Source organism: Microbulbifer marinus, assembly GCF_900107725.1.
Taxonomy (GTDB): domain Bacteria; phylum Pseudomonadota; class Gammaproteobacteria; order Pseudomonadales; family Cellvibrionaceae; genus Microbulbifer; species Microbulbifer marinus.
Genome location: NZ_FNQO01000009.1, coordinates 1 through 12,231, shown reverse-complemented (window position 1 = coordinate 12,231; position 12,231 = coordinate 1). Strand labels below are relative to the sequence as shown.

The 12,231-nt window shown below is 60.0% G+C and carries 10 protein-coding genes, 4 tRNA genes and 1 rRNA gene; 1 reads left to right on the top strand and 14 read right to left on the bottom strand.

What is annotated here, in order from left to right; translation table 11 throughout:
- From tuf to BLW36_RS16975, 12 genes are all read right to left on the bottom strand, one after another.
- The coding region (gene tuf, locus BLW36_RS17030) for an elongation factor Tu (RefSeq protein ID WP_091391264.1) at positions 1-889 on the bottom strand (889 nt) is incomplete at its 3' end.
- Between the two features lie 130 nt (positions 890-1,019).
- Positions 1,020-1,094: transfer RNA gene (locus BLW36_RS17025), tRNA-Thr, on the bottom strand.
- 118 nt (positions 1,095-1,212) lie between these two features.
- Positions 1,213-1,286 (bottom strand) — tRNA-Gly (locus BLW36_RS17020).
- Between the two features lie 64 nt (positions 1,287-1,350).
- Positions 1,351-1,434: transfer RNA gene (locus tag BLW36_RS17015), tRNA-Tyr, on the bottom strand.
- 110 nt (positions 1,435-1,544) lie between these two features.
- Positions 1,545-1,620: transfer RNA gene (locus BLW36_RS17010), tRNA-Thr, on the bottom strand.
- 206 nt (positions 1,621-1,826) lie between these two features.
- On the bottom strand, positions 1,827-2,528 hold the full coding sequence (locus BLW36_RS17005; RefSeq protein WP_091391271.1) for an SPOR domain-containing protein: 702 nt from the start codon (positions 2,526-2,528) through the stop codon (positions 1,827-1,829).
- 16 nt (positions 2,529-2,544) lie between these two features.
- Entirely contained in the window at positions 2,545-3,282 is a 738-nt protein-coding gene (locus BLW36_RS17000; protein WP_091391270.1) for a type III pantothenate kinase, read from the bottom strand.
- Positions 3,279-4,280 carry a bifunctional biotin--[acetyl-CoA-carboxylase] ligase/biotin operon repressor BirA gene (gene birA, locus BLW36_RS16995; RefSeq protein ID WP_244506312.1) on the bottom strand — a complete coding sequence of 334 codons (1,002 nt, stop codon included), beginning with the start codon at positions 4,278-4,280 and terminating at the stop codon, positions 3,279-3,281. The genes BLW36_RS17000 and birA overlap by 4 nt, the downstream gene beginning before the upstream one ends.
- 2 nt (positions 4,281-4,282) lie before the next feature.
- Positions 4,283-5,395 (bottom strand): alanine racemase, encoded by a 1,113-nt coding sequence (alr, locus tag BLW36_RS16990; RefSeq protein ID WP_091391268.1) that lies wholly within the window; start codon positions 5,393-5,395, stop codon positions 4,283-4,285.
- 25 nt (positions 5,396-5,420) lie between these two features.
- The gene (locus BLW36_RS16985) at positions 5,421-6,608 is read right to left on the bottom strand and encodes an ABC transporter permease (RefSeq protein ID WP_091391267.1); all 1,188 of its coding nucleotides are present in this window, start codon (positions 6,606-6,608) and stop codon (positions 5,421-5,423) included.
- The gene (locus BLW36_RS16980) at positions 6,608-7,360 is read right to left on the bottom strand and encodes an ABC transporter ATP-binding protein (protein ID WP_091391266.1); all 753 of its coding nucleotides are present in this window, start codon (positions 7,358-7,360) and stop codon (positions 6,608-6,610) included. Before BLW36_RS16980 ends, BLW36_RS16985 begins: the two co-directional genes overlap by 1 nt.
- Positions 7,357-8,748, bottom strand: a complete 1,392-nt coding sequence (locus BLW36_RS16975) for an alpha/beta hydrolase (protein WP_244506311.1) — start codon at positions 8,746-8,748, stop codon at positions 7,357-7,359. The genes BLW36_RS16980 and BLW36_RS16975 overlap by 4 nt, the downstream gene beginning before the upstream one ends.
- A 210-nt stretch (positions 8,749-8,958) precedes the next feature.
- Here BLW36_RS16975 and BLW36_RS16970 point away from each other — a divergent pair, with 210 nt between their 5' ends.
- Positions 8,959-9,912 (top strand): hypothetical protein, encoded by a 954-nt coding sequence (locus BLW36_RS16970; RefSeq protein ID WP_091391272.1) that lies wholly within the window; start codon positions 8,959-8,961, stop codon positions 9,910-9,912.
- Here the strand turns inward: BLW36_RS16970 and BLW36_RS16965 are convergent.
- Positions 9,909-10,811, bottom strand: a complete 903-nt coding sequence (locus BLW36_RS16965) for an aldo/keto reductase (RefSeq protein ID WP_091391265.1) — start codon at positions 10,809-10,811, stop codon at positions 9,909-9,911. The genes BLW36_RS16970 and BLW36_RS16965 overlap by 4 nt on opposite strands.
- A 1,028-nt stretch (positions 10,812-11,839) precedes the next feature.
- A 5S ribosomal RNA gene (gene rrf, locus BLW36_RS16960) occupies positions 11,840-11,955 on the bottom strand.
- Positions 11,956-12,231: the final 276 nt, after the last annotated feature.

Here is a 12,231-nt window from a genome sequence, read left to right as displayed (position 1 = left end):
CCAGTACCTGACCACGCTCTACTTCGTCACGCTTGGTGCCGCGCAGCAGGGCGCCGATGTTCTCACCAGCACGACCTTCGTCGAGCAGTTTGCGGAACATTTCCACACCAGTACAGGTGGTAGTGGTGGTGTCCTTGATACCAACGATTTCGATCTCGTCGCCGGTACGGATAATGCCACGCTCTACACGACCGGTTACTACGGTACCGCGACCGGAAATGGAGAATACGTCTTCGATCGGCATCAGGAACGGCTGGTCTACCGCACGCTCCGGCTCCGGGATGTACTCGTCCAGGGTTTCAACCAGCTTCTTAACAGCGGTAGTACCCATTTCGTTGTCGTCTTCGCCGTTCAGGGCCATCAGGGCGGAACCAACGATGATCGGGGTGTCGTCACCCGGGAACTCGTACTGGTCCAGAAGTTCGCGAACTTCCATTTCTACCAGCTCGAGCAGCTCTTCGTCGTCGACCATGTCGGCTTTGTTCAGGAATACCACGATGTACGGTACGCCTACCTGACGGGACAGCAGGATGTGCTCGCGGGTCTGCGGCATGGGGCCGTCAGCTGCAGAACAAACCAGGATAGCGCCGTCCATCTGGGCAGCACCGGTGATCATGTTCTTAACGTAGTCGGCGTGTCCCGGGCAGTCTACGTGCGCGTAGTGACGGTTCGGGGACTCGTACTCTACGTGCGAGGTAGCAATGGTAATACCGCGCTCACGCTCTTCCGGAGCATTGTCGATACCGTCAAAAGCAACGGCTGCGCCGCCCCAAACTTCGGAGCAAACGCGAGTCAGCGCTGCAGTCAGGGTGGTTTTACCGTGGTCAACGTGACCGATGGTGCCCACGTTTACGTGGGGCTTGGAACGTTCAAACTTTTCTTTTGCCATTGCAGCCTCCTAATATAGGCACGCACTATCCGCGCAACCTACGTCCAGAACAGGCGCATCCGACCCCGGAAAAAAACCCAGACCCCGGATACAAATAGCCGCAGAGGCACCTGCCCCCGCGGCCATAAAATGGAGCTCATGGGCGGATTTGAACCGCCGACCTCACCCTTACCAAGGGTGTGCTCTACCCCTGAGCTACATGAGCATATTACTGCCAACATCCGGCACCCCAAAGGGCCACCGTATCGATAAGCGGCCAACCTCGACCACTCACCTCGCCACCATCCCGGCGACTTATCCCCACCTTAACCCCACACTAAGTATGGAGCGGGCAGCGGGAATCGAACCCGCATCATCAGCTTGGAAGGCTGAGGTTCTACCATTGAACTATGCCCGCATGCGGGAACCTCCAAGCAAAAGGCTCCAACCTTCCGCTGGCGACACCTTACGGCATCTAGAAATGGTGCAGGGGGGTGGATTCGAACCACCGAAGCTTTCGCGTCAGATTTACAGTCTGATCCCTTTGGCCACTCGGGAACCCCTGCTGGAAGCGGCGTGTATTCTCTACACCGACCGCTGCGCTGTCAACAATTTTTCCTTCAAATTCACACACTTATCTGCGGAACTTAAAGTGCAACAACGCGCGGGACAAAAATGGAGCTGGCGAGAGGAGTCGAACCCCCGACCGGCTGATTACAAGTCAGCTGCTCTACCAACTGAGCTACGCCAGCTTCGTCCCTCACCCAAGAAATCATTTTCGACCCCTTAAGTGGAGGCGGGATTCTATGGGATGTTCTGCTGACACGCAACAGTCTTTTCAAGACTGATGATTCGCAAAGCCGAAAGCGGTTTGACCGTGAAATCCGTCGGCCATTGCGATGGGGCATCCGGTACAGGCGCGCGTAGCGCCCAATTGCGGCATACCATCGACAGGATGCTAGTCACCGACTACTTCGGCACAAAGGTTCTGGCGACGGTCCAGCTGCGGGTATTCCGCCTGCAGCTGCTGCCAGAAATCTTCCGCCAGTTTTTCCGCGGCTCCCGGCGCCAGCACGACCCAGCGCTCGAGATAAGTCTGCGGCTCTTCACGGGACTGCGCATCGACCCCCTGGTCGCGCAGCTCCGCCAGCAGGGACTCCGCCCGATCGGCTTCGGTAAAGATGCCGAAGGATATGCCATTGGCAAGGGAACCCTTCGGAATCACATAACTGTCCACCCCCGCTGCCTGCAGCTCGCGCAGCTTGCGGAAGGCCTCGCGACGGGAGTTCAGCGGCGCCAGGAAAACCCAGTAGCGCATCTCTCCCTCCATTTCGATCTCGCGCAGACTGCCGTCCACCTGTAACGCCTGCAGCCGCTCAACGATATCTTGCCCCTGATACTCCTCCGCAAAGGGGCCCAGCAGAGTGCAGAGCTGCTCTGCCGCCGGTTCAGGCTTTGGCTTTGTCGGCTGGGACTGGGGCGGCTGCCTGGCCATCAACTGCTGCCGCGACACCTCGCTGACCAGTGCGAGGCGCGCCCCCTCTTCGACCATCGATGTCCCGCCAGCCGGCACAGGGGATACGGCCGGCCGGCCCGCGGTCTGAAACCAGGCGAACAGCACGAGATTGACAAACAACAGTGCGAAAACTATCCAGCGCATAAATTTATAAGAATGATTAAGGGTTACTGAGCGCCAGCCCATCCAGTACCAGCTCCGGCACCAGCTGATGCGGCCACTGGCACAGGGCGGATAACAGGGGGCCGTCGCCACCGGTCAACCATAACTGCGGCAGCTCCACTTCTGGGGAGCCAAGTTCTGCCATGGCTCGATCTATCGCCCCCAGCACCATGACCACCAGGCCGCGATTAACGGCCTCATCCGTGTCGCGCCCTGGCGCGAGCGACATATCCGGCGCGAAAGCCGGCGGCACCTTGACCGCATCCGTATCCTGATACAGGGCCCGGCGCATCAAATTGAGCCCCGGGACGATATAGCCCCCCAGGTGACAGCCGCCATTATCCAGTAAGTCGAGAGTGACGGCACTGCCGCAGTCGACAATCAGGGCCGCGCGGGGATCCTTGTGATGGGCCGCCAGTACGGCCAACCAGCGATCCACCCCCAGGCGCTCCGTGTTTTGATAAGCGCAGGTCACGCCGGCGCACTGCGACGCCACCCGTGCAAATTCCACCGGCAGCGCAAACCGGCGGTGCACAGCAGCGGTCAGCGCATCGGCCACCGCCGCACCGGCGACATTCGCCGCCCGCACCCGCTGCGGCCTTAACTCGAGCCAGCTATCCGGTAGCTCGTCATTTTTCAGTGCGGCGATGGAAATACTGCCGCGCGCCCGCACCCCGTCGCCGTCCAGCAGGCGCCATTTGCCGCGGGTGTTGCCGAGGTCCAGTTCGAGTATCACGGCGCCTCCCGCAGGGAAACTTCACCACCGTGAAACACTTGTTGCTCCCCGTCCATATCCAGGATCAGCGCACCGGACATATCGACACCGGCAGCCGTCCCAACCCACGCTCGACTCGCAGACTGCAACCGCACCGGACGCCCCGCAAACTGATCGAGTGCCAACCAGGCCTCGCGGTAAGCGCCAAAACCCCGCTCGGGATAATCGCGCAACAGTGGCAGTAGTCGATTCAGCATCGCCGCCGCCAGCTGGTTGCGATCGATACCGGGGCGCACACTCTGCAGATCTATCCAGGGCTGGTCGATAGCGGCCGCACTGTCGCCGCGCAGCCCCACATTCAGCCCCACCCCCACCACGACCGCACAGCGATCGGTCAGGTCTCCGCTCAGCTCCAGTAACACCCCGGCCAGCTTGCGCTCGCGGCACCAGACGTCATTGGGCCACTTAAGACGCACGTCGGGGACATCGAATTCCGCCAGCGCGCGCGCCAGGGCGACACCGACGGCCAAGCTCAGCCCTTCCAGCAGTTGCACACCGCCGCTGAACTGCCAGCCGATGGACAGGTTGATGCCCCCACTGAAGGGACTGACCCAGGTGCGCCCGCGGCGACCGCGGCCGGCAGTCTGCCGCTCGGCAAACATGGCCACCCCGTGCCCACCTCCCTGCTCCATACGGATCAGCAGCTGGGCGTTGGTCGAATCCACCTCGTCGCACAGGATCAATTGCTGCAGTAGGTCCCGCGCCTCGGGTTGCAGCGCCGCCTCGATCGCCGCGGGCGCCAGCAAGTTCAGCCCCCCGGGCAGGCGATAGCCGCGCCCTTTGACCGACTCCAACCCAAGACCGTAGCGCTCGAGTTTCTGTAACTGTTTCCATACTGCCGCCCGGCTCACTCCCAGGGCAGCACCGAGGGCCTCACCCGAGTGTACCTCGCCGTCGGCAAGCAGGTTGAGCACCGGGCGCAGAGCTTCGAGGGGACTATTCGAATTAGAGCTTTGCAAATTCAGCTTCCCAAATAGCGGCGATAATAGCGGTGGCCGAGGCTCGTCAAAATTTCGTAGCCGATGGTGCCGGCGTATCCCCCCACCTCGTCCACGGTCAACTCATCGTTGAGAACCTCGATGGACTCCAGTGCATCGCGTTCGGCGTCATCGAGTGCGCTGATGTCAAAGGTGGTCGAATCCATCGACACACGGCCGATTATCGGCAGTCGCCTGCCGCAACCCCAACCGCAGCCGCGGCCGCCCTGGGCGCGCAGTATACCGTCGGCATAGCCTCCTCGCGCCACCGCCAGCCAGCTGCCGGCAGCGGCATGCTGGGTCGCGCCGTAGCCAACCGCCTGTTCGCGGCTGACATGGCGCTTTTGCACTATCGGCAGGCTCAACGACACCACCGCTCGCATCGGGTTCTCTGAGCCGGGTCGCGGGTTGATGCCGTAGAGGGCCGAACCCGGCCGCGCGATATCGAAATGGAACTCCTCGCCGAGAAAAATGCCCGACGAGTTGGCAAGGCTCAACAACACATCCGGACACTGCGCGCGCAATCGTTCGCCGGCACGTTTGAAACTCTCAAGCTGCATGCGGTTCTGCGGATGCTGCGGCTCGTCAGCACAGGCCAGGTGGCTGAGCAGCATCCAGATATTGGCCGCATGCAGCAGTTCGCGATTGGCCAGCAGCTGGTCAAACTCCTCCGGCGTCATGCCCAGCCGGGTCATGCCCGAATCCACCTTCACCGCACAGAGGGCATCTATATTCGCCTGTGCGCAGATGTCCACCCAGTTGCGCAACTGCTGCAGGGTGAACAGGGTCGGTATCAGTCCCGCGCGCGCGCAATCCAATTCGGCACCGCGGCGCACACCGGTCAGCACAACTATATTCACATCGTCGCCGAGCGCAGCCCGCAGGCGCTCCCCCTCTGCCTGGGTGGCAACAAAGAAATTCCGGCAGCCGCGTCGATATAAAGCGGGCGCCACCTCTGTCATACCAAGGCCGTAGGCATCCGCTTTGACCACGGCACCACAGTGACTGCCACTGGCCAGGCGGCCGCAGAGCTGCAAATAGTTCTCACCGATCGCCTGCAGATCTATGCTCAAAAGGCCTTCACGGGAATCAGTCATGCCATCTCTACACTCAATTCAGTTCCTAAACGGCCCCGAGCAGACTCTCGCGGCGCAGGGCGCGGGCGCCGACGGCAACAGAAACACCCACCAACATCAGGCATACCAACGATCCCGCCACCACCAGAGGCAGGGACACTGTATCTCCCACCAGCAGCCCCTTGAGCCATTGCTGCTGCCCGACCAGGGGCACCAGTTGCCAGAAGGGCTCACCCAGTTCTACCCGCGACATATCCAGCACCATCAACAATGTGACCGGCGCCAACTGCAAAATACTCAACTGGGTCTGGGCATCCTTGAACGATTGCGAGCGCAATGCGAGAAGAATCTGCACCACGGCCACCAGTAGTGCCAATGGCAACAATAACAGACCCATGGTGATCACGCCGGAGACCGTAGTAGCCTGCTGAATACCCAGCTCGGCCAGAGGCATCAGCGGCATCAGAGTCACCAGGGCGGCTATCGCCAACAGCGCACCCAGCCAGCCCATACTGGCCACGGCGAGGGTCTTGGCGACAATCAATTGCCAACCGGGCAGCGGCTGCAACAACAGAGTTTCCAGGCTGAGGCGCTCGCGCTCTCCGGCCGAGGTATCCACGGAAGTGGCGAGGCTCGCCACAAACAGCGTCAGGATCAGCAGCCCCGGCACCATGGCGAGAATCAGGGCGCCGCGACTCGACGGCGTGCTGATATCGCGCACCTGCAGCTGCCAGGGCGCCAGCAGTTGTGGCGCAACGCCGCGGGCGGTGAGGCGCTGACTCACGATTAGCTGTTGCAGGCTGCCGAGACGTTCCTGTAGATGGCGTTCGGCGCGCCCGGAGGAAGTGGAGGAGCTGTCGACATAAAGATACAACTTCGGCGCACGGAAGTTGCGATAGCCTTCGACAAAATCCTCGCCCACCTGCAGCACCAGGTCGTAACCATCGGCGAGCAGCGCACGCGGTTCACCTTGCGCAACGACATCGACCTCCAGACTGGCACCGCGCAGCTGCTGCTCCAGCACCGGCACACTGTCGCCGCCCAGCAGCGCCAGTCGCGTAGTTTCTTCGGTGTGTTTCTTGACAAAGAAGATCGTGGAGCCGGCCAGAAGCACCGGGAACAGCAGCGAAAAACAGATCGCCATCCACAGGGCGCGCCGATCGCGCCAGGCTTCCAGAAATTCCTTGCGCAACAGGGCAGCCATTTGCCCCGAAAAGATATTCGCCACTGCCATTACGCCGGCTCCTCCTGTGTGCGCCGATCCGTTGCCGCACCATAGGCAAGCGCGACAAAACTGTCTTCCAGATTGTCACAGCCACTCTTTTGAATCAGTTCGTCCGGCGAACCGCCGCCGACGATGCGGCCACCCGCCATGACCAGTACCCGATCCGAGAGTTCGGAGACTTCTGACATCACGTGACTGGAAAACAGGATAGTTGTGCCCTGAGCCCGCAGTCGCAGCAGCGTCCTGCGCAGCAGCCGCGCAGCCAACACATCCAGCCCCCGGGTCGGCTCATCGAGGATCAGGTGCTGTGGTCGGTGCACCAGTGCGCGCGCCAGTGAGACTTTCATGCGCTCCCCCTGGGAAAAACCGCGGGTGCGGCGCAGCCACAGATCGTCCAGCTCAAGCTCCTCGCGCACTGCCTGCAAGGCCCGCTTGAGATCCACCCCGGCGAGCCCCTGTATTCTGGCGAAGAGCGACAGATACTCGGCGACGGTCAGACGTTCATACAGCCCCTCGCGATCACCGACCACACCCAGCTGCCGACGCGCGACCATCGGCTGCCGGGCAACATCGACACCGCCGAGCAGAACGCGCCCGGCATCCGCGCGCAGCAGTCCGGTCATAATGCGCAGACAAGTGGTTTTGCCGGCACCGTTGGCACCGAGCAATGCGGTAATCTTGCCATCCGGCACCGTGAAGCTGCAGGCGTTCAGCACCTGCCGGCCGGCAAACTGTTTATCTACCGATTCCACACTGATCACCGCTGACCTCCTTGCCGTTCGACGCCGACACCTTTGCCCAACGCCGGACCGAAGGCGTCAACCATAAAGGGCGGCCGCCGGATTTCCGCTACGCAACCTTGGTCCAGCGAATCCTGCGGTGCATTGAGGAAACGCGCTATCAGATCCGGTATGCAGCCGCGGCCTGAATTGATATGGCCCCCGCCCGGCACGATCAGGTGCTGCTTGTTGGAAAGATATACCAGCTGCCGCTCGGCATAGTCGGGGGGCGTAATCGGATCCGCCTCACCGGAGATCAGCAGCACGGGGTGTGCGCGCTCTTCGGGGGCACTGTACGGCTTCGCGCTGACCGGCCAGGCCTGGCAGCCGCTGTAAAACAGGTCGAAGAAAGCGGAGCCGAGAAAGGATCCGGTACTATCCGCGGCCACTTCATCGGCGGTGATGCGATTCAATTCCTCGGCGCAGGCCACGGAAAAGGTTAAGCCCATGGCCATACTATCGGTGGTGTTCAGGAACAAGCCACTAATACCCGACAGCGGCAGATAGTTGCCGCGGCTCGCCTGGTGAACAGCATAGGGCAACTGTGCCGCGGCAGCCGGATCGTAAAGGGCGGTGCGAATCGAGTTCGCCAATACCCAGCGCGGCACCGGCTGGGCCCCGCGCACGCCGGTAACCGGGTCGGGAAACTGCGCGGCCCGTTCGCCGCTCCAGTTCGCCAGCAACTGATCGAGCTCGCTCCGCCAGTCGCCGAAGCCTGCACAAATGGCATCGCGCGCACAGTCCCGTTCCAGCCGCTGCATTGCGCGCTCGGCGGCCGTCGCGGTTAAAAATACCTTGGTATCTATAGGTGCGACGGCATCCAGCACCAGCGCACTCAGTGCTTCCGGGTACCACTGCTGATAGAGCAGTGCCGTGCGGGTACCCCAGGAGCCACCCCAGAGGGCTATGCGATGGTGGCCGAGGGTTTTGCGCACCCGCTCCAAATCCTCAACAGCCTGACGGCTGCTGAGCGCCTCAGCAAACTGTGGACGGCGTAGATAGCATTGGGCCAGCTGGCGGGAAAACGACTGCAGATCCGCGGGCATTTCCCTTTCGAATCCACAGCGAAACGCTGCCGACAGCCCGGCACCGCGGCGATCCACCATCACGATATCGCGCTCCCGGTTGATCCGCCGGAATGCATTCAGCAGGGGCGCGAGATCGCTGGCAGCCTGCCCCGGCCCACCGGCGAGAAGGTATAGCGGCTCACGGCCAGCATCGTTGACCGCCGGCGCCACAGTCACAGAAAGCTCGATTGCGTTCGCGTCCGCACCCACCGATATCCGGTAGCAAAGCAACGAGTCGCCCCAGCCGTCCAAATAGCAGGTGCTGGATACCGGCTCATCCTGGCCAACTACCGATCCCGGCACACCCAATCCGCAAGAAAGAACTGCAACAAACAGCAGCCGTCGCATCCATACCACGACCATTTCTCCCGTTAACAATCAATGGAAAGAGGGTCAGTCTATCGAACTTTTGCTCTTTCTGCCGTCACCCCTGACACCGCCGCCCCGATAGCATTAGCGTGGCTGGGTCCACAGTGGTAAGGTTTCGCTTTGCTTACGCCTTTGCTTGCACTCATGAGCTTTTCAGATCGAGAAAAACAACTAATTCGGGCGGCGTTTGCCTGGGGGCAGATCACGCAGAAGGAAGGCTATACGCTTTCTGACCTGGAGATAGATAAGTCGGTACTGTTTCGCCGCCTGCTGGCCGGACGCCCACCGCTTGCCTTCCCACCGCCCCTGCGCCATGGATTCCCCTGGTACGAGGTCATTGAGGGGCGGGGTGAACACGTGGTCAATGCCTCGGAGCCGTCACCGGAGTGCAGCATCATCGCCCCAGGCAGCAAGCCCGGTGATACCTGCATCCTTATCGATGGCGCTTTCTGGCGGGTGGCAAAGACGGTACGTGACGGCGAGGAATATATCGTCGAGTGGGGCCAATACCCTATTCAGTGGCGGCTGAAGAAACGCTGGGAAGTCAATTACGAGATGACCCAGCAGCTACACAACTTCCGCAGGGAAAACCCCGGCGCTGAAATCAATATTGACCGCCGTGCAGGTCAGCGCGAATACAGCGAGTTTCGTCTCGATGACGACCAGACCGTTTGGCTCAGCGAATGGCAGTTGAGCCGTATGGGGCTGTCCGGCTGGATTTGGGTCGGCACACCCATAGAGCCGGACTCTCGTATTAAATTAAGCGCGCTCTTCAAGGATCAGGAAGGACCGGTGGTTATCGGCGAAGCGGACAAAAAGCGGGGATCCGGCTGGCTGCGTATCGAGCAGGCGGAAGGTGAATACCGCTTTATCAAGCTGGGGGACCACCTCGAGTACCAGTCATTGATCGCCGCCGCAGCGACGGAATTCGAAGCGTTACTGCACGACATAGCTGGGGACGAGCTGTACGTGATGGACTGGCGTAACGACCAACCCTTGCGCCAACTCTCCGTCCCGGCTCAATTGGCACCGCTGGAGCAGTTCGATAGGGGCCAACAGAATTACGACTTGATGCCAGACAACGCCTTCGACAGTTAATCCATATCCCTGCCGCGGGCGGCACGCAACAAACGAAACCAGGCCTCCCGCGGCATAGTCTTTTCCACTGCCTCAATACCACTGCGTAACCTGGCAATCTTGCCACTCCCCAGAACCGGCACCACCCCGGAAGGATGCTTCAGCAACCACGCCAAGGCCAGCTGCTGGGGCTCCATCTCAAGCTCTTGAGATAACTGCTCCAGGCAGGCCTGCACCCGCAGAGCCGCCTCTCCCGCTCCGCTAAACAGCGCCCCGCCGGCAAGTGGTGACCACGCCATGGGTATCACCCTCTCACGCTGACAATAATCCAGTTGGCCGTCAAACAGGGGTTCGCTGTGCAGCAGAGAGACCTCGATCTGGTTCACCATCACAGGCACCGACATGCGGGACCGCAACAGCTCAAGCTGATGTGGCAGGAAATTGGAAACACCCAACGCTCGAACCTTGCCATCATTCACCAGCCTGTCCAGCGCTCCCGCCAGCTCATCGGCATCCATCAGCGGGTCGGGTCTATGGATCAGTAATAGATCCATCTGCTCGATTGCCATTTTGCGCAGACTGGATTCAACTGACGCGGTGACGTGCTCAGCGCTGGTATCGTAATGGTTGAGCGCATACCTGTTTCCACTGCCCACCAACTTGATGCCGCACTTGGAAACGATCTCCATTCTTTCGCGCAATTCCGGCTTCACTTTAAGCGCCTCACCGAACAGCTGCTCGCAGCGGTAATCACCGTAGATATCTGCCAGGTCGAATGTCGTCACACCCTGCTCGAGCAACTGCTCGACTAATTCCACAGTTTGCCGGGCCGAAAATTGCCAATCGGCTAAACGCCAGAGGCCCATTGCGATACGGGAGAGGGAAAATGTTTTGTCGAGGGAGGACTGAATACGTTGCATTGAAAGGGACTACTTCTTAATAGGTTGGCTTTGGCTTTCGGCCGCAAACAGCGCACATATTTTAAATGATTTTAACGTTACCAACAGAATGCATGGATAGAGCTGTGAATAACTATGGGACAGTCACGCGAAGCCCTGATTTACCTTAGTGGCACCGCGGCCGCGCAAAAAAACACCGCTTAGAATCCGCACAGCTACTGATGAAATGAGATCTTGGTTACTAACAGAAAGCATGGATAGAGCTGTGTATAACAGTGGGATAGTAAGCGCGAGCGCCGGTCTGATGCCGGCCCACGACTGGCGCGCAAAAAAACATCGGTGGAAAGTGGGGCTTGTTGATCTGGATCGAAATTGAGTCGCGCCGCATCGACGCCCGCCAAGATATTTTGCATTCCGCTGCTGGTCGCGGCTTGCTGCGCTCATGGATCCAGGCGCTTACTCCGCGGAGCGGATTGCCAGCGACACCGCCGGTCCACGGATGTGTTTGTCAGTCGCCGCGAGTGTACTTTGCAAGTAAAAAGGTCTCGGTTTGGGTGGCCCCTTCTTTTAATTGGAAGCCTTTATGCAGGAGCGATTGGCTGTGGTGTCGCCGCCCCTGGCGCAGCTTCAGTGTGCTCGATCGGGCCCCGGCCCAGCCATCCCTGGCCGGTCGCCAAGCCAAGCACGAAGCGTTGCTTCGTCAACGCATGGCTTGGCCCTGCTCACATGATGTTCGGCATTAGCTCTTTGTGATGGCCGTAAATAAAAAAAGGGCCACCCGTTTGGGTAGCCCTTTCTTTTAGTTAGAAGCCTGTATGCAGGGGCGATTGGCTGTGGTGTCGCCGTCCTTGGCGCAGCTTCAGTGTGTTCGATCAGGCCCCGGCCTCGCCATCCTCGGCGAGGCGTTCGTCGCTCGCAAAGCAGTGCTTTGCGTCCCCTGCGGCGACCACTCCTCACCCTACTCCCACGATGTTCGGCACTATGTCTGTGCTAGATGTATAAATAAAAAAAGGGCCACCCGTTTGGGTAGCCCTTTCTTTTATTTAGAAGCCTGACGATGACCTACTCTCACATGGGGAAACCCCACACTACCATCGGCGATGTTGCGTTTCACTTCTGAGTTCGGCAAGGGATCAGGTGGTTCCACAACTCTATTGTCGTCAGGCAAACTGGCTTGGGTTGGCTTGGTCTTATGAGCTCTTGCTCTGCGCTGCCGTGTTACTGCTGTTTGCCTCGATCTTTCGATCGGCAGTAACCCCAAATAAGGCAGAAAATTGCTCCATGCATTTTCTGCATTCCCGCCATCCATGGCGGGCTTCGGTAAAACAATCTGTAGTAATACACCGCAAGTCTTGCGCGTCTCTCGGTTGTGCAATTCACAATCCGAATCGTTAGTAACCATCTCTGTTGTATGGTCAAGCCGCACGGGCAATTAGTACTG